The sequence below is a fragment of the Desulfovibrio fairfieldensis genome, from assembly GCF_001553605.1.
GTDB classification, from domain to species: domain Bacteria; phylum Desulfobacterota; class Desulfovibrionia; order Desulfovibrionales; family Desulfovibrionaceae; genus Desulfovibrio; species Desulfovibrio fairfieldensis.
Genome location: NZ_CP014229.1, coordinates 2,367,844 through 2,391,290 on the forward strand (window position 1 = coordinate 2,367,844; position 23,447 = coordinate 2,391,290).

The window sequence follows — 23,447 nt, forward strand, 5'->3', positions numbered from 1 at the left end:
AGATCCGTTTCTCCGACGCCGAGCCCTCAGGACCGGTGCGGATCAATCTCCGACCGCCAGGCCCGCACGGCCTCGCGCACGCGCCGGTCCTGCTCCTCGGGCATTTCCTTGAACTCCTCGGCGAAAACATGGATGCGCGTGCCGCCGCGCGGCACGAACAGGCCTTTGACCCGGCACCAGCAGGGCGCGAGCAGCTCGCGCAGGTCTTCCAGCACGGTGTTGGTGATCGTCTCCATGAAGGACTGGTGATTGCGGAAGGCGAACATATAGAGTTTAAAGCTCTTGGATTCCACGCAGAGCTTGTCCGGCACGTATTCCACACTGATGGTCCCGCAGTCCGGCTGGCCGGTCACCGGGCAGAGCGAGGTGAATTCGGGGAAACTGATGCTGATCACATAGGGCCGCTGCGGGTAACAATTGGGAAAGGACTCCAGCAGACCGACGCCGGGGCCGTCCTCAAAGGCCGGAAGACGGCCCGTGCCGAGGATATGCAGATTCTGGGTCTGGTCCTGACTGCGGGTGGGCATGCGCTACTCCTTGGAACATTATAACACATGAAATGCGCGGTTACGGCGGCAAAGGCCGCCTGCTCCCATTTCGCGGCAAGGATTTGTCCGCAAATTTTTACAGAGCAGTCGAGGCATTTCATGCGTCAACCGTCTAGAGCAGATTAACTTTGAAATTTTACAAATTTCAAAGTTGACATTCTGGCGAAAAACGTGCTTTTCGCCAGAATCCACGCCGTTTCGCGGCGCGCCGCGCCGTGTGCGGCGTTAAAGCAATTTCAAAGTGAAATGGCTCTAACTCACATCATTCCGGCAACCCGCCGGAAAAAACACGGGAAGCCTCCGGCGCGTAACGGACTTGTAACCCATTGCGCTTACGGCTACAATATTCTATTCGAGCGCTGCCCGGGGCGCTGCCTCCGGAGCAGGTTGACGCTGAAATTAATTTGCTCTGAAAAAAATTTTGTCCTTCCTGCCCAAAAAACGCTTTTTGTGAAGGACATACGTCCGCGAGGCATGCGGCCGGAGCAAAAAAATGCGTCTGTCTTGGCCGCCGAAGAAATTTTTTCAGCAACAGCGCCGGGCAAGCAATCCCTTTCGGAGTACCCATGCATCTCAGCCTGCGATTACAGCCCTGCCGGACCGGCGACGGGCTGCCGCTTTTTCCCGCCCCCCTGCCCGGTGCGGACGTCTGGCCCGCCCACTGCCTGACGAAAGCCGCTCCCCGGCCCATGACCCGGATGCGGGTAGGAACCCGCCTGTATACAGAGGACGGGACGGCGCTGTTCTGCGTCACCGGGCGCATCTGGCTGACCACGCCGCCCGGGCTGCGCCATGCGCACGCCTACAATTGTCCCATACTTACCGCCCTCACGGATATCGCGCCGCTCCCCAATCTGGACGACGCCGTACGCCTGGAAGTGCGCAAGGAAGGCCGTTCCCTGGCCTGGGTCACACTTTCGGACAAGGGTTCCCAGGGCATGCGCGAGGACTTGAGCGGCCCGGCCATCGCGGATCTGGCGGCGGCGCACCTGCCCCTCTGCCACAGCCAGGGTTTCCTGCTGCCGGATGAAGCCTCGCAATTGCGTGCCCTGCTTACGGATCTGGCCCTGAACCAGGGCTATGACCTGATCTGTACCACCGGCGGCACGGGGCTTTCCCCGCGCGACATCACGCCCCAGGTCACGGCGGCCCTGTTGGACCTGCCCCTGCCCGGCTTCAGCCAGGCCATGCTGGCCGCGAGCCTGGACAAAACGCCGCACGCCGCCATTTCCCGCGCCGTGGCCGGGGTACTGGGCCAGAGCATCATCATCAATCTGCCGGGCAGCCGCAAGGGCGTGCAGGAAAACCTGGCCGCCGTGCTGCCCGCCCTCCCCCATGCCTTTGACAAACTGCACGGCGACCCCGCCGACTGTGGAGGATAACAGCATGCGCACGCCTTTCGGCCAGTTTGCCGACATCTGCCGGATGATCAAGATCGAGCACTCCGTCTTCGCGCTGCCCTATGCCTGGGCCGGGGCCGTTCTGGCCGCGCGGGGCCTGCCGCCGTTGCGCAGCCTGATTTTTCTGACCATCGGCATGGTGGCCGTGCGCTCCTTTGCCATGGCCTTCAACCGCCTGGTGGATCTGCCCTTTGACCGCGACAATCCGCGCACCATGGATCGCCCCCTGGTCACCGGCGACATCAGCGTCGCCCAGACCTGGGCCTTTTGCGGGGCCACGGCCCTGATTTTCATCATTGCCTGCGCCTGCCTGAACAGCCTCTGTTTCTGGCTGGCCGTACCGGCCCTGCTGTTCGCGGCCGCCTACAGCCTGCTCAAGCGTTTCACCGCCCTCTGCCACTTCTGGCTGGGAGCCACCCTGGGCCTGGCCCCGCTGGCCGGATGGATCAGCGTGAACCCCGCGGGCATGGATCTTTCGCCCGTGCTGCTCTTCCTGGCCGTGACCTTCTGGGTGGGCGCCTTTGACATTTATTACGCCTTTCAGGACCTGGATTTCGACCTGGCCTTCGATCTGCGTTCCGTGCCCTCGGTCTACGGGCCGGACACGGCCCTGGCCCTGGCGGCCTTCTCCCATGTGATGACCGCCATTTTCCTGCTGCTGACAGGCTTGGCGGCCCATCTCTCCTGGCCTTGGTACGCCATTTGCCTGGGCATCGGCGTTCTGCTTCTGGTGGAACACAGGCTGATGCGCCCCCAGGATCTGCGCCATGTGAACACCGCCTTTTTCACGCTCAACGGGATCATCTCGCCGGTGGTGCTGGTCGGCGTGATCCTGGGCATTTACATCTGACCGGAATCATCATGCCCCGTAAAAAAAATTATCAGTGGCAGGCTGGCGGCAATGCGGACAATGCGGAAGCCCCCAGCCGTTCGGCCAAAAAACGCCAAAGCCTGGCCCTCCAGGCATTGGGCGAGGAACTGACCCGCCTGTCCCCGGCGGAACTGCGACATCTTGACCTGACGCCGGATCTGAGGGAAGCCCTGACCCTGTATGCCCGCATCCGCGATCATGAGGGCCGCCGCCGACAAATGCAGTATATCGGCCGCCTGATGCGCGAAACCGCTGCCGGGCCCCTGCGCGCGGCCCTGGACGCCAGGCGGGACGCGGCCGCGGCCGACACCGCGCGCTTCCACCAGGTGGAGCAATGGCGCGAGCGCTTCCTGGCCGCGCCCGAAACGGAAGTGGAAAGCCTGCTGGAGGCGCTGCTGCGGGCCATGCCGGACGCTGACGCCGTTCCGGCGGACCGGCCCGCGCCTGGGGAACTGCGCCGCTGTGTCCGGGAAGCGCGGGAGGCCAGCGCCGCCCAGGCGACAACAACGGCAAAAATCGCGCCGCATGCCTCCCGCGCCCTGTTCCGGGCCCTGGCCCGCGCACTGGCCCCAGCCCCGGACAAAGCCTGACGCGGGACGCGATCTACATAAACATCTGCAGCACGCTGGCCGCCAGCAACCCGGCCAGCAGCAGGTTGAGCGCGCGGCCGTGCCGCCGGAACGTCTCCCGCAGCAGGCCGCCCGCCCCGGCCCAAAGCAGATTGCAGGCGACGCCCAGCGCCGCGAACACGAGGGCGCAGCCCAGTACATGCGGTCCGTCCGGCGCATGCGGCAGTACAAAGCTGGTCAGGGCCGTGAGGCCGCAGAGCAGCACCTTCACATTGACGAATTGCAGCGCAAGCCCGCTCCAGAATCCCAACGGGCGGCCCGTAGCGCCGCTGCCCCCCTCCTCTCCCACGCCGCCCGCCGCCATCCGCCAAGCCAGCCAGAGAATATAGAGCGCGCCCGGCCAGACCAGCCAAGCGGCCAGCCCCGGCAGCATGCGCGCCAGAACGAGCGCCGCGCCCCCGCAGAGCAGCATGACGGCCAGAAAACCGGCGCTGATGCCCGCCAGCAGGGGAACGCTGCGACGCAGGCCGTGCGCCGCGACGCTGCTCAGAGCCAGAATGTTATTGGGGCCCGGCGTCACGGCGGCGATCAGCGCGTAGCTCAGGAAGGAACAGAAGGCGACGAAAGACATGACATTCTCCTTGCTTTTTCCCAGCATAGCGTCGATAGTTCCATCGGAATAGTGAATATTTTTGCTTTTACTCTTCGATGAATTCGATGAAAAGGAGGCGAGCATGGATCTGCGCCGTCTGGAGGCCCTCAACGCCGTGGTGGACGAGGGCAGCTTCGAGAAAGCCGCGCGCCGCCTCTGCTGCGCGCAATCCACGGTCACCTTCCAGATTCGCCAACTGGAACAGGAACTGGGTCTGCAATTGTTCGAGAAAGTGGGCCGCCGCATGCGTCTCACCGAGGCAGGCCACGGCCTCATGCCTCAAGTGCGCGAACTGGCCAGAGCCCTGGACGGTCTGCACGCGGCGGCCCGGCGGGAAGAGCCGCGTGGCCTGCTGCGCGTGGCTGTGGGCGAAACCCTGCTGGCCTGCAAGCTGCCCGAGGTTCTGCGCCGTTTCCGGGCCCGCGCCCCGGAAGCGCGTCTGCACCTGCAATCGCTCAACTGTTACGTGATCCGGGATGCGCTGCTCAACGGCGCGGCGGACGTGGGGGTGTTTTACAGCCAGGGACCGGACGCCTCGCTGGCGCAGGAATCTCTGGGGGATTTTCCCCTGGCTCTGGTAGCCGCGCCGCAGTCGGCGGACATGGATTTCACCCGCCCGGACCAGAAGTTGCCCACCAGCCTGATTATCAACGAACCCCAGTGTATGTTCCGGCTGTTCTTTGAAAACACGCTGCGCCGCCGCAACATCAGCCTGAACGGAACCATTGAGCTGCTGAGTATTGAAAGCATCAAAAGCTGCGTGGCCGCCGATCTGGGGGTTTCCTATTTGCCCCGCTTCTGCGTGGAGCGGGAATTGCGCGAAGGCCTGCTCCGCGAGCTGCCCTTTGTCGAACCGGCCCACACTCTGCACGCCGTCTGCGCCCGTCACGTCAATAAGGCCCAGAGCCCGGCCCTGCGTCTCTTCACGACACTGGCAGAGGAATGTATCGGCGGCGTTTTGCCTGGCGGCGCGGGCCCTGACAGCCGACTGGCGGACCGCATGCAAAAAACTCCGCCGCAAGACTTGACGGCGGCCAGCCGATAGGATAGAAGCCATCTTCGTTAACAGCGCCCTTGTAGCTCAGTCGGTAGAGTGCATCCTTGGTAAGGATGAGGTCATCAGTTCAATCCTGATCAAGGGCTCCAGAAAAAGTACCCGCGTCTATATGGCATAGGCGTCAGATTATGATGACAAAGGCCCGGTTTCGTGGAAACCGGGCCTTTGCGCCGCCTGGGGCGGTAAAATCATCGGGCGGAGAGGCATAAAAGCCGGTAACGCCCGCATACTTAATGATTCCATGGGCATTTTTCGCGCAAGGCAGGCGGCCATGCAGATTCCCGTTCCCCTTGTCACCGTGGGCCTGCTCACGCTGTCCAATATCTTCATGACCTTCGCCTGGTACGGGCATCTGCGTTACAAGGGCGCGGCCCTGCCGCTGGTAATCCTCACCAGCTGGGGCATCGCCTTTTTCGAATATCTGTTGCAGGTACCGGCCAACCGCATCGGTTACGGTTATTTTTCCGCCGCTGAGCTGAAAACCATTCAGGAAGTCATCTCCCTGAGCGTCTTCATGCTTTTTTCAACATTCTGGCTGCATGAATCCCTGCGCTGGAACCATATTCTGGGCTTTGCGCTGATCGTGCTGGCGGCCTGGGTCATCTTCAAGGAGTGGTAGGGCCGCATGTTCACCCTCACGCTGAGCACCATCCTGATCTGCACCGGCGCGGCCCTGCTGGGCGGCTTTATTGACGCCATCGCCGGGGGCGGCGGCCTGATCACCATGCCCGCCCTGCTGCTCACCGGCGTGCCGCCGCATCTGGCCCTGGGTACCAACAAGGTCAGTTCCTGCGTGGGCACCAGCGTGGCCCTGGGCAATTTCGCCCGCAGCCATCTGGTGCTCTGGCGTCTGGCCCTGGCGGGGCTGGTCTTTTCCCTGTTGGGGGCTTACGCCGGTTCCATCCTGGCTCTTTATGTGAACAGCGAAATTCTGGGCAAAATCCTGGTGGGCCTGCTGCCTGTGGGCATGTGCGCCACCCTGCTGCCCAAAAAGGAGCGTGAATGCGCGCCCCGCCCGCTGGAAGGCGCGCGCTTCTGGACGCTGGTGCCCCTGGTCTGCCTGTTGATCGGCGCGTATGACGGCTTTTTCGGGCCGGGTACGGGCAGTTTTCTGATCCTGGCCTTTCACTGGATTCTGCGTGTGGGGCTCATCGAGGCCTCGGCCACCTCCAAGGTGCTCAACCTGGCTTCCAATTTCGGCGCGGTGGTGGCTTTCATCTGGCACGGCAAGGTGCTCTGGCCCTTGGCCCTGGCCATGACCGGGGGGTCCGTAATCGGCAACTGGCTGGGCAGCCGCACGGCCATCCGGGTGGGCGCCAAGGCCGTGCGGCGCTTCCTGACTGTCTCGCTGTCCCTGCTGTTGCTTACCCTGATCTGGCAATACTTTCTGGCTCCGGCCCGTTGAGCCTGGGACCACAGCTTGCCTTGCCGTTTCGGCGCATGTTACTATAATGCCGCTTCAGCGGAGCCGCCGCACGGCGGTCCGCCCCCACCCTTTACAAGGAGCAGCGTTATGCGTCGCATTCTTCCCCTTGCTCTGATGCTTCTTCTGCTGGCCGCCACGGTTCAGGCCGCCGGTCCTCAAAAACAACTGCCCGGCGATCTGACCTTGGCCCAGGCCCAGGAAGTGCTCAAGGCCGCCCTGGTCAAAGCCGAAGCCCAGGGCGTGCCCATGAATATCGCCGTGGTGGACGCGGGCGGCAACCTCAAAGCCTTTGCGCGCGAGGACGGCGCGTTTCTGGGCAGCATCGACGTCGCCACCAAAAAAGCCCGCACGGCCCGTTTCTTCAATATGTCTACAGCCCAGTTGGGCGCGGCCTCCCAGCCCGGCAAAGAGCTGTACGGCATTGAAGTCACCAATGACGGGCTGGTCATTTTCGGCGGCGGCGAGCTGCTGATCAAGGACGGCGTCATTGTGGGCGCCATCGGCGTGAGCGGCGGCTCGGTGGCCGAGGACACAAATGTGGCCAAGGCAGGCGCGGCGGCCTTTGACTCCACGGCCGGGAAGAGCAAATAACGGATAATTGACATTCCATGAGAAAGCCCGGCTTGCGCCGGGCTTTCTCATTCAGACGCGCTTTTCCGTGCCGTTGTACGGCGCGGCGCGCTTCGGGATGCGACTTTGGACGTCGCTTTGGGCGCGGGATCCGTGAGGCCCGGAACGGCCCCGCCGGCCACGGCCCAGAGGTACAGACTGGCTACTGTGGCATGGGGCGCGTAACGCCGCCGGTATTTGTCGAAGAGTTTGCGGTCGACACGACGGTGGCGGTAAAGCATGCGCAGGCCGCGCTGAATAGCCAGATCGCCGTAACTGATGACGTCGGGCCGCTGCAGCGAGAAAGTCATCAGCATTTCGGCCGTCCAGACGCCCACGCCGGGCAGGCGCGCCAGTTCGGCGCAGAGCGCGTCGTCGGGCAGGGTCCGCAGGGCCTCCACATCGAATTCGCCGGAAAGCACCCTCTCGGCGGCCGCCTTCATATAGCCCACTTTGCGGAAAGACAGGCCGAAAGCCTGCAAGCCAGCCTCGGACGTTCCCCGGATGACGCCGGGCGTGATCGCGCCCAGGCCCGCGCGCATGCGCGCCCAGATGGTCTGCTGAGCCCTGGTGGCGATCTGCTGGCCCACAATGGCGTGAATCAGAGCCTCAAAGAGGTCCGGCACGACCTCACGGCGCACCGGGCCGATCAGCTCGATGATTTCGGCTAGGCGCTTGTCCCGCGCCTTGAGGTGGGCGATTTCCTGTTCGCCGTATGTAAAGTACTGCGCCATGGCAATGCCGACCGGGGCAACTCCCCTTGGTCCACTCCCAGAGCAATTCAAAGTGAAATTGCTCTAAAGGTAAAGTTTGAGAAAAAAAGGGCGCGTGGGAGAGAAACTTTGTTCACCAAAGTTTCTCTCCCCCACGAAACGTCAGTTTTTCAGGCTGTGGATGGGCGCGGGAATCCGCCCGCCCAGACCGATGAAGCCTGAAGCGTCGCCCGGCGTCACCGGAATGATGGCGGCCTTGCCCAGCAGGCCGCCGAAGGAAACCTCGTCGCCCACGCCTTTGCCGGGCACAGGAATCACGCGCACGGCCGTGGTCTTGTGGTTGATCATGCCGATAGCCATTTCATCGGCGATGAGCCCGGAGATAGTGGCCGCGGGCGTGTCGCCGGGGATGGCGATCATGTCCAGCCCCACGGAGCAGACGCTGGTCATGGCCTCCAGCTTTTCGATGCTCAGGCGGCCGGACATGGCCGCGGCCTCAATGCTGGAATCCTCGGATACCGGGATAAAGGCCCCGGACAGGCCGCCCACCGAGGAGGAGGCAAAAGCGCCGCCCTTTTTCACCGCGTCGTTGAGCATGGCGAGCACCGCCGTACTGCCGGGCGCGCCGATGCTGGACAGGCCCAGGCTCTGAAAAATTTCGCCCACCGAGTCGCCCACCGCCGGGGTGGGGGCCAGGGAAAGGTCGGCCACGCCGAAGGGGATGCCCAGCCGCCGGGCCACTTCGGTTCCGATCATCTCGCCCACGCGGGTTACCTTGTAAGCCGTGCGCTTGATGACCTCGGCCATATCCAGCAGGGTCAGGCGGCCGCCCTGCTCGTTGTGTCCGGCGGCCAAAGCCCGGTCAATGGCCTTCTTGACCACGCCGGGGCCGGAAACGCCCACATTGATGACCACGTCCGGCTCGCCCACGCCCAGATAGGCCCCGGCCATGAAGGGCACGTCCTGCGGAATATTGGCAAATACCACCAGTTTGGCGCAACCGATGCCGCCGCGCTCGGCCGTGGCCTGGGCCACCCGGAGAATCTGCTCGCCCATCAGAGCCACGGCGTCCATATTGATGCCGCTGCGCGAGGAGGCCACGTTGATGGAGGAACAGATGCGGTCGGTCTGGGCCAGAGCGTCGGGCAGGGCCTCGATGAGGGCGCGGTCGCCCTTGGCGAACCCCTTTTCCACCAGGGCCGTGAAGCCGCCCAGAAAATCCACCCCGGCTTCCTTGGCGGCCTCGTCCAGGGCGCGGCAGATGCGCACCATGCCGTCCGGGCCGAAGGGCGCGCCCACCACGGCGATAGGGCTGACGCTGATGCGCTTGTTGACCACCGGGATGCCGTACTTGTCGCCTACTTCGTCGCAAACGGCCACGAGCTGCGAGGCATAGCGGCGCAGCTTGGCCCGCACGTTGGCGGTGAAGAGATCCAGATCGTGGCTCACGCAGTCAAACAGGCTCACGCCCAGGGTGACGGTGCGCACATCCAGATGCTCGTTGCGGAGCATGTTCAGGGTGCTGATGACTTCGCGTTCTGAAAGCATGGCGTATCCTGTGTACCATGCGCGGCCTGCCGCCCTGCAAGAGGACCGGGCTGCCGCTGCAAAGCTGAATGTTGTTTCCCGGCAAAAAGCCGGGCGCGGCTGTCCTTAAAAAGAACTCACTCTGTGGACGGCCTCGAAAATATCGCGGTGCTGCACGCTCACGCGCAGATGGCGGCTCTGGCCCTCGCAGGCCAGCTCGCGGCGCAGGCGGCCCAGATCCGCATCCTCGGGCACCATGACCTCAAACACGAAGAGCGCGTGATCCTCCCCGCCCTCGCCCAGGATGGCCTTGAGACTTTCGATGTTCACGCCGTGGCGGGCGAATACGCGGCTCATGGCCGCGATGAGTCCGGGCTTGTCCGGACCGTCGGCGGTGACCACAAAGGGATCGCACTTGAGGTCTTTGCCCCACTGCCCCTCAATGGCCGGACGCACCAGGACGGAGAGATCCACCTGGGCTTCGGCCAGACCGGCGGTGAGCTGCTCGCGCAGTTCCTCGGCGCTGCGGCCCTCCGGAGCCTGGACCACGAAAATGGCCGCGAACTCGCCGGAAAGGATGGTCTGGGTCACTTCCACGATATTGCAGCCCGTTTCACCCAGGATGCGGCTCACCGTGGCGACCACGCCGGGGCAGTCGCGGCCGAGAAAGGAGGCGGTGTATTTCTGCATGACACTGTCCTTGGAAAAGCGCCGGTTGCCCTGGAAATCGCGCCTCCGGCGGAAAGCGCACTTATACACGCAAACACGGGCACAGTTCAAGCCCGGAAAGGCCTTCCCGCCCGCGGCACGGTCGCCCCGGACGGCCGGACAATCTTGACGCTCCCGGCTGAATGGCATACCGTAACGCTCCTTTCCTGAACAGTGACGAACATGACGGCGCGGGGCCTGGCCTCGCGGATCGTCAAGGCAGGGCCAGAGCGGGGGAATTCAGTGGAAAACCGGGAAAAGAAGAAAAAGCCTGTTGTCAAACTGGGCACCAAGTCTTCGCATGCGGCCTACTTCATGCCCATGCTGGAAAGTTTCGCCGCGCGCGATGATCTCAACGAGGTCATCAAAAACCGGGTCAGCAAAGCCTGTGACCTGCTGGACGCGGGCGTGCCCCTTTTTCCCAATGATTTCCACAAAGACCATGCCGTTTCCTGGGTGCTGGAAAAGTTCGGCGGCCTGGAAGGCGACGACCTGGAAAAACAGGAAGACGTCTTTGCCATTGCCGGGCGCATCGTCTCTTTGCGCTCCTTCGGCAAGGTGGCCTTCTTCCACCTCATGGACCAAAGCGGCCGCATCCAGTGCTATGCCTCGCGCGAGCATCTGGACGAAGAGACTTACAAGATCGTCAAGAAGCTGGACGTGGGCGACATTGTGGGCGTTTCCGGCCACTTGTTCCGCACCAAGACCGGCGAACTGACCATCGCCTGTCGCAGCCTCAAACTGATCACCCGCTCCATGCGGCCCCTGCCCGAAAAATACCACGGCCTCAAGGACATGGAGACGCGCTACCGCCAGCGCTATGTGGACCTCATCGTCACGCCGCGCGCGCGGGAGATCTTCGCCAAGCGCAGCCTGATCGTGCGCGAGTTCCGCCGCTTCATGGAGGAGCACGGCTTCATGGAGGTGGAAACCCCCATCATGCAGCCCCTGGCCGGGGGCGCCACGGCCAAGCCGTTCAAAACCCACCATAACGCGCTGGACCTGGATCTTTTTCTGCGCATCGCGCCGGAGCTCTACCTCAAACGCCTGCTGGTGGGCGGCTTTGAAAAAGTCTTTGAGCTGAACCGCAGTTTCCGCAACGAAGGCATCGACACCCGCCACAATCCGGAATTCACCATGTGTGAATTCTACTGGGCCTACGCCACGTTTGAAGATCTCATGAACTTCACGGAGAAGCTCTTCGCCCATCTGGCCATGGCGGCCTGCGGCACCACGGTGGTGACATATCAGGGCCAGGAAATCGACCTCACGCCCGGCCACTGGAAGCGCCTCAGCTTCCACGACTCGCTTACGGAAATCGGCGGGCATTCCCCTGATTTTTACAATGATTACAGCAAAGTGCGCAACTATATCCGCGAGCGCGGCGAAAAGGCCGCAGACAGCGAAAGCCTGCAAAAACTCCAGGCCAAGCTCTTTGACCTGGATGTGGAAGGCAAGCTGATCCAGCCGCATTTCATCTATCATTATCCCACGGAAATCTCGCCCCTCTCCCGCCGCAACGACCTGCGGCCGGAAATCACGGACCGCTTTGAACTGTTCATTACCGGACGCGAGCTGTCCAACGCCTTTTCCGAGCTCAATGATCCCGTGGACCAGCGCCTGCGCTTTGAAGAGCAGGTGCGCGAACGGGAAGCCGGCGACGACGAAGCCCACAGCATGGACGAGGACTATCTGCGCGCCCTGGAATACGGCATGCCCCCGGCGGCGGGACAGGGCGTGGGCATCGACCGCCTGGTCATGTTGCTCACGGATTCGGCTTCCATCCGCGAGGTCATTCTCTTTCCTCTGCTGCGGCCGGAGTTTTAGGGAAGCGCTGATTAGAGCAATTTCACTTTAAAATTGCTCTAACGCCGCACACAGTGCGGCGCGCCGCGAAGCGGCGTGGATTCTGCCGAAAACCACGTTTTTCGGCAGAATGAGCTTTTGAAACGTAGAGCGTTTCAAAAGCAAAACACTCTGAATGAGCAAGGCCCTCGCATCTGTCGGGATGCGGGGGCCTTTTTTATGTCTGTAAACGGCGCGGCGGCCTGCAACCGCCGCGCCGTTGCCCGCGCCCCTCAGGAAGGGACAAGGACGCGGACCTCGGGAGAAACCGTCCTCCGGGGAAGCGAGTAGCGGCGGACGGCTGTCCGGACGCGGCGGTTCCGCACGTTACGGAGCCGCCGCGTTGATGCGGATACAATCAGCCTTTCGGGCTAGAACTCATAGCGGAAGGTGCCGAACACGCCGTGCGCCGTGCTGTGGGCTCCTGCCTGCACATTGTAGTTCACGCCGAAGCTGACGTTGTCGTTGCCGAATTCCAGACCGGCCTGACCCATGTAGGAGATATAATCCATGGTCTGGGTATCCAGTTCCGCCGTGCCGTTCACGCCGGTGAAGCGCACGTCGCTGCGGGCCTTGATGTCCCCGGACGCCGGAATCACGGCCAGATCCAGGCAGGGCTTGACGTGCCAGCCGTTGCCCGTGGCAATCTGCTTGGAGAAGGCCACGCCCACCGGGAAGGTCCAGATGTTCTGACTGATGCCGTCGCCCTTGAGCAGCGTGCCGCCGCTCTTTACGTCGTATTCGTCGGTGTTCAGGCTCATGTAGCGCACGCCCACATGCGGGATGATGTCCAGATACTGGGTTTCCAGCTTGTACTCGCCGCGCAGGCCCGCGCTGATGGCATAGGCCGTCACGTCGCTCTTGAGCTTGCCCATCCGCATCCCGGCGGGCAGATCCTGCTCCAGCTTGTTGTAGGTGGAGGTGTAGTTCACGTCGGCGGTCACGCCGAAGTTGTTCTGTGCCCAGCCCAGATACGCGCCCAGGCCCCAGAAGTTCATATTGTTGGTGGTTTCGTTGAAGTCGCCGGAGCCAGTGGCATAGCCGCCGCCGATATTGAAGGTGATGCCCGCGCGGATGGCGTTGTCAAAGGTATAGTCAGCGCCGATGGCCACGCCGCCCAGGCCGCCGCTGTAGTCCAGATTAAAGCCGCCGCCTTCCAGACCCCAGCCGTTGGAGCTCTGGTACAGGGGCATGATCCACATGGCGAAGCCGGTCTTGGAAGCGTCACCGGCGGAAGCGCCGGACACGGAACCGTCCATAGCCATGCTCTGTATGGCGTTGCCTCCGGGCTGGGCCAGGCTGGTACGCTGGGTCACGGCATTGCCCGCCGCGTTGCTGGCCGCCATGGTCATCTGCGGCACCGCGCCGACAAGCGCCATGCGCGCCGCGCTTTCAATGGTCACGGCGGCCTGCTTGGCGTCCGTGATATAATTATTGTCCGTAGCGCGCGATAGGAAGCGGCGGCCGCGTTCGGCCGCAAAATAGTCGTTGCGCCCGGCCGCGTACATGCCCACGGCCAGTCTGCCCAGCTCGCCGTCCAGCGTGGGCAGCGCCTCGGCGGCGGATTTGGCCCGGGTCGTGACCTCGCCGGTGATGGCATCAAAGCTGAAACCGAGGAATGACGTGCTGCTGAGCAGATTATCGCCGCTCCAGCCATCCTGGTTGCCCGTCTGGGTGACGGTAACGCCCTTCGTGACGGTGTACTGTTGATTCGCTTTGGCCCCGCTGATGCGCAGTTTCGCGCCGTCATTCACAGTGACGCTGCCGTTGCCCTGAATCACGCCCGTGCCGTCCCCGGCGGACCGGGCGCTGACGTTAAACAGGGAGCCGGAATTGAAGGTCAGCGCGTAACTTGCTGTGGTAGTGATTTTTCCGCTGTCCGCCACGGCCAGGGTTCCGCCGTCATTGACGGCCATGGTCGAATTTTGGGCCAGAACCAGCTTGCCCGCATTGGTCACAGTGCCGCCGTTCTGGGTCAGTTTCGCGGCATCCGTGCCGTTGCCCAGCGTGAGATTGCCCGCTTCCGCGATGTTCAGCGCGCCGCCCGCCATATTCACATTATCGCCGGTTGTGATGAGGCCGTAGCCGGTAACGTTGATGACGGCATTGCCTTCAATGCTGTTGGCTCCCATGCCGCCGAACTGAATATGCGCGGCCTTGCCGTTGCTGCCGTTCATGGTGACTGTGCCGCCTTTGAACTGCGCGCCGATGACGGAACCGCCGAACAACTGGCTGTTGTCGTTCATCACGATGGCACCGTCGTTGACGATCATGCCCTTATAGCCGCCGATGTAGGCCGAGGCGGCCGTATCGCTCTTGCCGGTCAACGTCAGCGTGCCGCCATTGATGGTGACGGTATTGGCGTCAACGGTGGCGAGCCCCTGACTGCCGTCGATGTTCAGCGAACCGCTTTCCATCCTGAAGTCCATGCCCTGGAAAACGGGGTTTCCCGAATACACGTAATGGGTCAGGCGTCCGCCATCGCTGATGGTCAGCGACCCGCCGCGAATAATAACCTTTTTCGCCTCAAGGTATTGCGCATTCTGTCCCCCGACGTCGGTCGGCGACGTCTTATGGTTCGTAGCTGTGTAGGTTTCAGGGCCGCTGATGACCACTTCGTCATCGTTCCAGTTCGCAGCAGCCGCCAGGCCCGCGCCGCCCGGAACCAGCGCCCCGACGACGGCCAGAGAGCCGAAGACGTTGAGCAGGCCGCATTTTTTGAGTACCGCCCGATACTTATTGACAAGATTCCCGATAGCGCCCTTCGTAAGCATAACATACCTCCCAGGAGCCTCCGCTCCTCAAAAATTCCTACGGAGCCCAATGCTCCCTTCCTTCGCCGACAGATGGACTGTCGGTTTCCGGCTGGGCTTCGAGAATTTGCGGGAGAGCTATCTTGATGGAATAATGAATATTTTTTTAAAGTAAAAAACTGTGAAATTTTTATTAGCAATATGATATTGCAAATTTAAGCTGCTGGAAGTATCATCATCTAAATATTCATTGACAGTCCATCTGTTGATGAACTGTAGACATATCGCCTGAGTATGCGTACAGACAGTCCAGCCATCAGCCGGAAATGCAGTCAACCAACTCATTTTTCTTGTTTTTTACGTCCGAAGTGACGCCCCCGGGCGGATTCCTTTCGCTCCTGCGGCCTGAAAATTGACAAACCCTCGTCACAAAAAACGAGGGTTTGTCAATGGTCTGATCCCGCTTGACGACACAAAAATCAGTCGCTGTACGGCACGACAAAGCCGTGACCTGCTCCTGATTTTTGGTCGCGTTGACCTTGTCAACGCTCTGGTACCGTTGCAAAGGTACGTTGCTCTAAAAAAAGTCTTGAATCTCAGGCCAAGCTGGGCCAGAATGCCGCAAATGTCCTTCGAACTCTTTGTGGCCTTGCGCTACCTCTTTTCACGGCGCAAGCAGACTTTTATCTACATCATCTCCCTGATGTCCATTCTGGGAGTGGCTATCGGCGTGGGCGCGCTGGTGGTGGTTCTGGGCGTGTACAACGGCCTGACCACGGACATGCGCGACAAGATCTTGGGCGCCAACGCCCACGCCATTGTCATGTCCTATGTGCCCTCGGCTTTTGAGCACGACCAGGACCTGACCCAACGCATCCGCTCGGTGGACGGCGTCACCGGCGCAACGCCCTTTATTTACACCGAAGTGATGCTTTCCGCGGGCGGCGGCGTCAAGGGCGTGGTGCTGCGCGGCATCGACCCGGCCAGCGCGCCCGAGGTGCTCTCCCTGCTGCACCAGATGCGTTCCGGTTCGCCGGATGATCTGCAAAAAGAGGGTACGCCGGGCATCATCATCGGCGAGGAGCTGGCCCGCCGCCTGGGCTTGGCCGTAGGCAGCCGGGTCAACCTGCTCTCCCCTTCAGGCCAGAAGACCGCCTCCGGCTATTCCCCGCGCATCCGGCCTTTTGAAGTCGTGGGCATCTTCAAGACCGGCATGTTCGAGTACGATTCCTCCCTGGCTTTCGTCACCCTGAACGCCGCCCGCGACGTGCTGGGCCTGCCGCCGGGCTTTCTCTCGGGCATTGAAATCACGGTCAGGGACGTCTTCAAGGCCGATCAGGTCGCCGCGCGCCTGTCCACGGAACTGGGTTCGCCTTTCTACGTGCGCACCTGGATGGAAATGAACGCCAACCTCTTCGCGGCCCTCAAGCTCGAAAAGGTCGGCATGTTCATTCTGCTGGCCATGGTGGTGTTGATCGGCTCTTTCTCCATCGTCACCACCCTGGTCATGCTGGTCATGGAAAAAACCCGCGACATCGCCATCATGATGTCCATGGGGGCCACGCGCGGCATGATCCGCCGCATCTTCATGCTTCAGGGCACTATCATCGGCGTCATCGGCACGCTGCTGGGCTATGTTTTCGGCCTGAGTCTGGGCTGGCTGCTCAAGCGCTACCAGTTCATCAAACTGCCTGAAAACGTCTACACCCTGGACCATCTGCCCATCATCATCACGGTTTCCGATGTGCTCATCGTAGGGGCCAGCGCCATGCTGCTCTGTTTTCTGGCCACTCTTTATCCGGCGCGCCAGGCCGCCCGCCTCGAACCGGCCGAAGCCCTGCGCTACGAATAATCATGTCCGAGCTCTACAAATTTTCTGACGTGGGAAAAAAGTTTTCCGGGCCTGGAGAAAATCTTGAAATTTTCAAGAATATCAATTTGATTGTGGAAGAAGGCGAAGCCCTGGCCATTGTGGGGGCTTCCGGTTCCGGCAAGTCCACCCTCTTGCATCTTATGGGGGCTCTTGATACTCCAAGCACGGGCGTCGTGGCCTTTGACGGCCGGGATATGGCCCTGATGAGCCCGGACCGGAAAGCAGCTTTCCGCAATAAAACCTTGGGCTTTGTTTTTCAGTTCCATCATCTCCTGCCGGAATTTTCGGCACTGGAAAACGTGTCCATGCCCGCCCTCATCGGCGGCGCGCGCCGGACCGCCGTATTGCTCGAAGCCCGCGCCATGCTGGAGCGGGTAGGCTTGGCCGCCCGCGCGGACAGCAAGATTGCCACCCTGTCAGGCGGCGAGCGCCAACGGGTAGCCATCGCCCGCGCGGTCCTGTTGCGGCCGCGCGTCCTTCTGGCCGACGAACCTACCGGCAATCTGGATGAAATCAGCGGCGCCCAGGTGGGGGATCTGCTGCAGGAACTCAACCGCGAACTGGGCATGACCCTGATAGTGGTGACGCATAATCTGGAATTGGCCGCCAGAATGGACCGCGGCCTGGAACTTAGAGCGGGGGCTCTGTATGAGAAGTCTTTTGCATAGTGTGCTGTTCAGGGCCGTGTGCCTTGCCGCCCTGGCCTGCGCCTTACAGGCGCTGTCCGCCCAGAATGCCATGGCGGCCAAGGCCGGGCAGCCCCTGGTTCTGGTGCTGCCCTTCCAGGTCAATGCCGGGCCGGACATGCCCGATGCCTCCCGCGATGTGCCGCAGCTCATCGTCAGCCAGCTGGAACAGAACGGCCTCAAGGCCGTGCCCATGAACCGGGCCCGCGCCCTGTTCGAACGCAGCGGCGACAACAGCATCGATCTGGCCACGGCCCGTCGCCTTGGGCGCCAAGCCGGCGCCAAACTGGTCATTTACGGCAGCTTCAATCAATTGGGCGACGGCTTCACCATGGACACCCGCTTGGTGCCCGTGGAGCAGGGCGAAGCCGTGCCCGCCGGTTTTGAGCGCAATTCCCTGGTGGCTCTGAGCGAGTGCGCCACGGCCGTGGCCGGGCGCGCTTCGGACATGCTGGGCGCCGCCGCGCCCGCCGCGCCCGCCGCTCCGGCCCCGCAGGCCGACAACGGCCCCGGCTTCGTGCCCATGCACTCCCCGGCGGCCGCCGGCGACGGCCTGGCCGACGTGCAGGTGCGCGGCATGAAGATCATGGACCCGGACACCGTGCTCATGCGCCTGACCATCCGCAAGGGCGACAAGCCGGACGCCAACGCCATCAACGAAGAAGTCAAACGCATCTGGGACATGGGCTATTTCAGCGATGTGCAGGCCTCCATGGAAGGCAGCGTCCTGGTTTTCACCGTGGTGGAAAAGCCGCGCATCGATAATATCGTGGTGGAAGGCTCCAAGGATATCGACCAGGAAGATGTGCTGGCCGCCATGGGCACCAAGTCCGGCAGCGTGCTCAACGAGCAGATGCTTTCCGACGATTTGCAGAAAATCACCGAACTCTACCGCAAGGAAGGCTATTACCTGGCCAAGGCCACCTATCGCCTGGAAGACCGGCAGGGCGGCCGGGGCGCGGTGCTGGTCATCTCCGTGGACGAGGGCAACAAGCTCTATATCAAGGAAGTGAAGATCGAGGGCCTCAAGGAACTCAAGCAGGGCGACATGGACAAGTACATGGCGCTCAAGCCCCGCAACATCTTCTCCTGGTTCACGGGCAGCGGCGTGCTCAAGGATGAATACCTGGAGCGCGACACCAACGCCATTGCCGCCTACGGCCTGAACGAAGGCTTCATCGACATGCAGGTTTCCGCGCCGCAGGTGGACTATAAGCCCGACGGCATCTACATCACCTTCACCGTGCACGAGGGCCCTCGCTATACCGTGCGTAACGTGAAATTCGCCGGCGACGTCATCGACAGCGAAGACAACATGCTCAAGGTGGTGCAGATGGACGATTGGGAGAAGTCCAACAAATACTTCTCCCTGACGGTCATGCAGGAAGACTCCAAGCGCCTGACGGACTACTACGCCGACTACGGCTACGCCTTCGCAGAAGTGGACACCAAGCTGATGAAGGCCGACGACGGCAGCGCCCAGGTGGACGTGGGCTATCTGATCAACAAAAAACAGAAGGTCTTCATCCGCCGCCTCACGGTGGAAGGCAACACCAAGACCCGCGACAACGTCATTCTGCGCGAAATGCGCCTGGGCGACGGCGATATGTACGAAGGCGCCAAACTGCGCCGCTCCAGCGAACGCCTGAACCGCCTGCGTTACTTCTCCGCCGTGGACACGGAGCTGATTCCCACAGGCAATGAGGATGAGGTGGACCTCAAGGTCAAGGTCAAGGAAACCAACACCGGCGCCATCATGGGCGGCATCGGCTACTCGACCTATTATGACGTGGGCGTCACCGCCTCCATCATGGAGCGCAATCTCTTCGGCCGGGGCTACTGGCTCCAGTTGCAGGGTTTCTTCTCCTGGCGGCGCACCACGGGCATGCTGTCCTTCACCAACCCCCGCGTCTACGACACGGACCTTTCCCTGGGCAACGACCTCTATTACACGCACGATTACTGGGACGACTTCACCAAGGACACTGTCGGTGACACCATCCGGGCCTCCTATCCCATCGGCGAATACACCTCCGTGGGCCTGGCCTACCGCCTGGAGCGCTACGAGCTGTATGACGTGCACAGCGACGCCTCGCCGTATATCAGCGACTACAAGGGCGTGAACTGGACCAGCGCCCTTTCCGGCCGCATCCTGCGCGACACCACCGACGCCAAGGACCGCCCCACCAAGGGCACCATCACCCGCCTCTGGGCGGAATACGGCGGCGGCGGCCTGGGCGGCACGGACAACTTCGTCAAGGCCGTGGCCGACTGGCAGGGCTTCTGGTCTTTCAATCCCCAGAACACCTTCCATGTGCGCACCCGTCTGGGCGGCGTGTTCCAGAACACCGACGACCCGGTGCCCGTGTTTGAACGCTTCTGGCTGGGTGGCATGGACACCATCCGCGGCTATTCCTACTCCGACCTTTCGCCCCGCGACTACAAGTACAATGGCGAGCAGATCGGCGGCGACCGCATGGGCGTGTTGAATGTGGAATATATCTGGACCTTCCAGAAGGATATGGGCCTGGCCTTGGTGCCCTTCTTTGACGGCGGCTTCAACATCGACCAGAAGACCATGGGCAACGACCTGGACAAATATCTGGTGGCCTCCGCCGGTCTGGAACTGCGCTGGCGTTCGCCCATGGGCGATCTGCGCATCGCCTACGGCATCCCCCTGGTGCAGGATTACGACAAGGAAATGGAATCGGGAAGGCTTGAGTTCAGCATGGGCCAGTTCTTCTAGAGCATTTTGCGCTTGTTCGAAATATATGGTCTGAAAAGCCGCCGCGAAATTCGCGGCGGCTTTTCTATTGGCACAAAATCTGCAATAATTTTTCAACGGCGGGCTTCGCCCATGTCGCCGCAGGCCGGCAAGCCCTTAAGACTGACGCCGGGCGGCCGATAATATAAACAGTCCGGCTTACGCCGGTGTCGGAAAACCGACGGACAACAGCGCACTCTCTCAGGGAACGGAAAAAAACAGTGGCCGGAAAAAGTAAGCAACATAAACAGACGGACAAAGCCCTGGTCAGGCGGCTCGCGCCGCCGCTGGCCTTTTTGCTGGCGCTCTGTCTGCTGGTCATCTGTTGCTATGATGCCGGGTACAGTGCGCTGCCGCCCACGGAAAAACGCTATGCCGCCGCCAAGGCGGATATTGCCAATCTCAAACTGGACGACAAGAAAGGCAATCTGCGAGAACCGTGGGAGAAACTGGCTACGGAATTCCGGGCCATTTACGATACGGATCCGGCTTGGCCCAACCGCCCGGCCGCGTTGTTCCGGGCCGCCGAAAGCCTGGAGGAGCTGGCAAAACGCTCCTTCGCCAAAGCGGACGCCCGCAAGGCCATAGAATGTTATGAATCCCTGGCCCTGCGCCATGCCGATAGCCGCCTGGCCGACGACGCCCTGTTCCGCGCGGCGCGGATGCGCGCGGCCTGGCTCAAGGACGACAAGGGCGCGCTGGCTTTGCTGACCCGGATCAAGAGCCAGTACCCAAAGGGAGATATGCTGCCCGAAGCCCTGGCTCTGGAAAAGGCCCTCAAGGCCTCGGCCAGCGGCCGCACCGCGCCGGAGGCCCGCCAGGTGGCGGCTGCGGACAGGAAGGAAGCGGTGGAGGACCAGCCTGCCGCGCCGGAAAAACCTTCCTCCCCGCAGGTTTCTGTCCAGCCAGCTGTTCCGGAAGGCCAGTTGTTGCCCCGCTATCGCGCGGCCAAGGCCCGCATGGAAGCCCTCCGGGCGGACAAGGTCAAATCCTGCTGGCGTCAGCCCTGGGAAGAACTGCAGGCCGAGTTCCAGCACATCTATGAAAGCCGTAAGAACTGGGCTGTGGCGCCCGGCGCGCTGTTCCGTTCCGCCGCGAGCCAGGAAGCTCTGGCCGACTGTTCCCATCTGTCAGGCGATTACCGCCGTGCTTTGGAACTCTATTTGTCCCTGACCCGCGAATTTCCCAAGAGTGCGCTGGCCGACGACGCCTTGCTGTGCGCGGCCCGAATCCAGAGCACGCGCCTGGGCAAAACCAGTGAAGGTCTCGCCCTGCTGGACGAAATCGCCGCCAATTACCCGCGCGGCGACATGGCCGCGGAGGCCCGCAGACTGCGGGCCCAGTGGAGGGGCACTCTGGCGGACGCCGAGAATACAGGGGCCGGAGCGGGTGCAGGGCGCGCGGATTCCGCCTCAAAGGCCGCGTCCCGGCCTGAGACGCCGGAAGTGCAGGTACTTTCCTGGGATTCCCTGAACAAAAACAGCGTGGAAATCGTTCTGGAAATGAGCGGCCCCACGCGCTATTCCACGCGTCTGGTCAAGGCCCAGAAAGGCGCTCCGGCCCGGCTGTATCTGGATCTGGAGAATGCCGCCGTGGTCAGTGACGTACGCAAGGGCGTCACGGTGCGCGGCAGCCTTTTGCAGGCCGTGCGCGTGCGCGAGCGCAAGGAAGGCGGGGCCAGCCTTCAGTTCGATTTCCGCGAGGTGCGGCGTTTCGATGCACGCATAGAGGACGACCCGTGCCGCATCGTGCTCAGCGTGGCTGCGGGCAAGACCCCTCTGCCGCGCAAGGCCGGTGCGGCGGCGGCCTTTGCCGCCGGCGAGGAAGACGCGCCCGCGCCGCGCGCGTCCAAAACCGGCGTCAAGAGCCGTCAGGTCAGCGACATGGCCAGCCAGCTCGGCCTGACCGTGCATACGGTGTTCATCGACGCCGGACACGGCGGCCGGGATCCGGGCACCAGCCACAACAAGGTGCTGGAACGCCTGATTACCTTGGACGTAGCCATGAGTCTGGGCCGTCTGCTGGAGGCCAACGGCCTGGAAGTCGTCTACAGCCGTACCCGCGACACGGCAGTCTCCCTGAGCGAGCGTACGCGCAGGGCCAATGCGGCGCGCGCCGACCTTTTTGTCTCGGTGCATGTCAATGCCAGCGAAGATCCACGGGTCAGCGGCATGGAAACCTATTATCTGGACCTGGCCAGCAATCCGCAGGCCGCGCGGGTGGCCGCGCTGGAAAACGCGGGCAGCGATCATCGCCTCGGCGACATGCAGAACATGCTGGCCGACGTCATGCTCAACGCCCGGGTGGAGGAGTCACGTCGCCTGGCCGGGGACATCCAGCGCCTGTCCATGTTCCGCCTGAAACGGCGGGAATTCACGGTCAGGAACAACGGCGTCAAGGCCGCGCCCTTCCACGTGCTGCTCGGCGCGCAAATGCCCGCCGTGCTGGTGGAGCTGGGTTACTGCACCAATCCGGCCGAGGCCCGCAACCTGGCTGACCCTAAATATCGTCACGCCCTGGCCGAAGGGCTGGCCGAGGGTATCCTGGCCTACAAAGATCGCCTTCTCAAACGCCAGACCGCGCAGAATTCCTTGACGCCCAACGGCCCCGGTGCTATGTGAAGTCCGTGTTTCACAGTTGCGCCGCGAGCATCGCAAAGCCGCGCGCAACAAGCGGACCGGGCTTTTTTTGCGATCTCTCGTGTTTGCATCGGCCCGTCCGGAATAATTTTAGAGACGAGCTTCTTACGGCGCGTGGGCATACCTGTTCCGCAAGGGCGGCATAAAATTCAGCAATTGGGGAAGGAGAACTTTCATGCGTAATGTTGTGTTGATGACCCTTGCGGCTTGTCTGCTGCTGGCCGGAGCGGCTTTCGCCGCTGATGAAAACGTCGTGCCCGCGGCTAAAATCGGCGTGGTGGACATGCAGACCGTAGCCACGCAGAGCGAGCCCGCCCAGGCCGCCAAAAAACAGATGGAATCCAAATACGGCAAGGAGCGCCAGAGCCTGGAAAAACAGGGCGAAGCGCTGAAGAAAAAGGCTGAAGACCTGAAGAATCCCAAAGCCAGTGAGGAAAAGAAGCTGGCCTTTATCCGCGCCAAGCAGGAACTGGATCAGAAGACCCGCAATTTCCTGCGCAAGGTGGAACAGGACGAGGTTAAGCTGCGCCAGGACATGGTTACCCTGGTGTTCAGCGCCACCTATGAAGTGGCCCGGGCCAAGGGCTTCAATTTCGTGGTGGACGTCACGGCCGGCGGCGTGCTCTATGCCGATCAGTCCATGGACCTGACCCAGGACGTGCTGGCCGAGGTGAACAAGCTGTATAAGGCCGGTGGTCCCAAAAAGGACGACAAGAAGTAAGCGCCGGACATTTTTCGTCGCAAAGCCTCTCGACCCTGACGGGGCGAGAGGCTTTTTTTCTATCTTTCCACAGGCGCCGGACGCGC

19 protein-coding genes and 1 tRNA gene are annotated in these 23,447 nt (G+C 62.1%); 14 read left to right on the forward strand and 6 right to left on the reverse strand.

Annotated elements, in window-relative coordinates; translation table 11 throughout:
* Window positions 1-26: 26 nt before the first annotated feature.
* Window positions 27-527, reverse strand: a complete 501-nt coding sequence (queF, locus tag AXF13_RS10115) for a preQ(1) synthase (protein ID WP_062253014.1) — start codon at window positions 525-527, stop codon at window positions 27-29.
* 587 nt (window positions 528-1,114) lie between these two features.
* Here queF and AXF13_RS16110 point away from each other — a divergent pair.
* Genes AXF13_RS16110 through yjgA form a run of 3 tightly spaced genes read left to right on the forward strand, consistent with a single transcriptional unit; the run spans window position 1,115 to window position 3,409 of the window.
* Entirely contained in the window at window positions 1,115-1,930 is an 816-nt protein-coding gene (locus tag AXF13_RS16110; protein ID WP_083522064.1) for a MogA/MoaB family molybdenum cofactor biosynthesis protein, read from the forward strand.
* A 4-nt stretch (window positions 1,931-1,934) separates the two neighbouring features.
* Window positions 1,935-2,798, forward strand: coding sequence for a 4-hydroxybenzoate octaprenyltransferase (locus AXF13_RS10125; protein ID WP_062253016.1), 864 nt, complete (start codon window positions 1,935-1,937; stop codon window positions 2,796-2,798).
* Between the two features lie 11 nt (window positions 2,799-2,809).
* Window positions 2,810-3,409, forward strand: a complete 600-nt coding sequence (yjgA, locus tag AXF13_RS10130) for a ribosome biogenesis factor YjgA (protein WP_083522065.1) — start codon at window positions 2,810-2,812, stop codon at window positions 3,407-3,409.
* Between the two features lie 13 nt (window positions 3,410-3,422).
* Here yjgA and eamB read toward each other — a convergent pair whose 3' ends face one another.
* Complete coding sequence (eamB, locus tag AXF13_RS10135) at window positions 3,423-4,019, reverse strand: cysteine/O-acetylserine transporter (RefSeq protein ID WP_062254834.1); 597 nt, start codon at window positions 4,017-4,019, stop codon at window positions 3,423-3,425.
* A 103-nt stretch (window positions 4,020-4,122) separates the two neighbouring features.
* On the opposite strand from eamB, the gene AXF13_RS10140 reads away from it, so the two are divergent.
* The 5 genes from AXF13_RS10140 (at window position 4,123) to AXF13_RS10160 (ending at window position 7,114) form a co-directional block, all read left to right on the forward strand.
* On the forward strand, window positions 4,123-5,085 hold the full coding sequence (locus AXF13_RS10140) for a LysR family transcriptional regulator (RefSeq protein ID WP_062253017.1): 963 nt from the start codon (window positions 4,123-4,125) through the stop codon (window positions 5,083-5,085).
* A 25-nt stretch (window positions 5,086-5,110) separates the two neighbouring features.
* Window positions 5,111-5,186, forward strand: a tRNA-Thr gene (locus AXF13_RS10145).
* Window positions 5,187-5,368: 182 nt separating this feature from the next.
* Window positions 5,369-5,716 (forward strand): DMT family protein, encoded by a 348-nt coding sequence (locus tag AXF13_RS10150; RefSeq protein ID WP_062253019.1) that lies wholly within the window; start codon window positions 5,369-5,371, stop codon window positions 5,714-5,716.
* A 6-nt stretch (window positions 5,717-5,722) separates the two neighbouring features.
* Window positions 5,723-6,502, forward strand: coding sequence for a sulfite exporter TauE/SafE family protein (locus AXF13_RS10155; RefSeq protein WP_062253020.1), 780 nt, complete (start codon window positions 5,723-5,725; stop codon window positions 6,500-6,502).
* A gap of 108 nt (window positions 6,503-6,610) precedes the next feature.
* Window positions 6,611-7,114: a GlcG/HbpS family heme-binding protein gene (locus AXF13_RS10160; protein WP_008685871.1), complete on the forward strand. Its 504-nt coding sequence runs from the start codon at window positions 6,611-6,613 to the stop codon at window positions 7,112-7,114.
* Window positions 7,115-7,161: 47 nt separating this feature from the next.
* On the opposite strand, the gene AXF13_RS10165 is transcribed toward AXF13_RS10160, so the two are convergent.
* The 3 genes from AXF13_RS10165 to AXF13_RS10175 all read right to left on the reverse strand — a co-directional run bounded on the left by AXF13_RS10165 (window position 7,162) and on the right by AXF13_RS10175 (window position 10,062).
* The gene (locus tag AXF13_RS10165) at window positions 7,162-7,866 is read right to left on the reverse strand and encodes a DNA-3-methyladenine glycosylase family protein (RefSeq protein WP_062253022.1); all 705 of its coding nucleotides are present in this window, start codon (window positions 7,864-7,866) and stop codon (window positions 7,162-7,164) included.
* A gap of 141 nt (window positions 7,867-8,007) precedes the next feature.
* Complete coding sequence (locus AXF13_RS10170; RefSeq protein ID WP_008685875.1) at window positions 8,008-9,393, reverse strand: PFL family protein; 1,386 nt, start codon at window positions 9,391-9,393, stop codon at window positions 8,008-8,010.
* 105 nt (window positions 9,394-9,498) lie between these two features.
* Complete coding sequence (locus tag AXF13_RS10175; protein ID WP_008685878.1) at window positions 9,499-10,062, reverse strand: glycine cleavage system transcriptional repressor; 564 nt, start codon at window positions 10,060-10,062, stop codon at window positions 9,499-9,501.
* Between the two features lie 261 nt (window positions 10,063-10,323).
* Here AXF13_RS10175 and lysS point away from each other — a divergent pair, with 261 nt between their 5' ends.
* Window positions 10,324-11,907, forward strand: a complete 1,584-nt coding sequence (gene lysS, locus AXF13_RS10180) for a lysine--tRNA ligase (RefSeq protein WP_417926378.1) — start codon at window positions 10,324-10,326, stop codon at window positions 11,905-11,907.
* 389 nt (window positions 11,908-12,296) lie between these two features.
* On the opposite strand, the gene AXF13_RS10185 is transcribed toward lysS, so the two are convergent.
* Window positions 12,297-14,699, reverse strand: coding sequence for an autotransporter family protein (locus AXF13_RS10185; RefSeq protein WP_062253024.1), 2,403 nt, complete (start codon window positions 14,697-14,699; stop codon window positions 12,297-12,299).
* 604 nt (window positions 14,700-15,303) lie between these two features.
* Here AXF13_RS10185 and AXF13_RS10190 point away from each other — a divergent pair.
* The 5 genes from AXF13_RS10190 to AXF13_RS10210 all read left to right on the forward strand — a co-directional run bounded on the left by AXF13_RS10190 (window position 15,304) and on the right by AXF13_RS10210 (window position 23,361).
* Entirely contained in the window at window positions 15,304-16,530 is a 1,227-nt protein-coding gene (locus AXF13_RS10190) for a lipoprotein-releasing ABC transporter permease subunit (RefSeq protein WP_062253026.1), read from the forward strand.
* 2 nt (window positions 16,531-16,532) lie between these two features.
* Window positions 16,533-17,219 carry an ABC transporter ATP-binding protein gene (locus tag AXF13_RS10195; RefSeq protein ID WP_062253028.1) on the forward strand — a complete coding sequence of 229 codons (687 nt, stop codon included), beginning with the start codon at window positions 16,533-16,535 and terminating at the stop codon, window positions 17,217-17,219.
* The gene (bamA, locus tag AXF13_RS10200; protein WP_062253030.1) at window positions 17,200-19,983 is read left to right on the forward strand and encodes an outer membrane protein assembly factor BamA; all 2,784 of its coding nucleotides are present in this window, start codon (window positions 17,200-17,202) and stop codon (window positions 19,981-19,983) included. Before AXF13_RS10195 ends, bamA begins: the two co-directional genes overlap by 20 nt.
* 239 nt (window positions 19,984-20,222) lie before the next feature.
* Window positions 20,223-22,622 (forward strand): N-acetylmuramoyl-L-alanine amidase, encoded by a 2,400-nt coding sequence (locus tag AXF13_RS10205; RefSeq protein ID WP_062253033.1) that lies wholly within the window; start codon window positions 20,223-20,225, stop codon window positions 22,620-22,622.
* A 193-nt stretch (window positions 22,623-22,815) separates the two neighbouring features.
* A complete protein-coding gene (locus AXF13_RS10210; protein ID WP_062253034.1) occupies window positions 22,816-23,361 on the forward strand; it encodes an OmpH/Skp family outer membrane protein in 546 nt (181 codons plus the stop codon).
* Window positions 23,362-23,447: the final 86 nt, after the last annotated feature.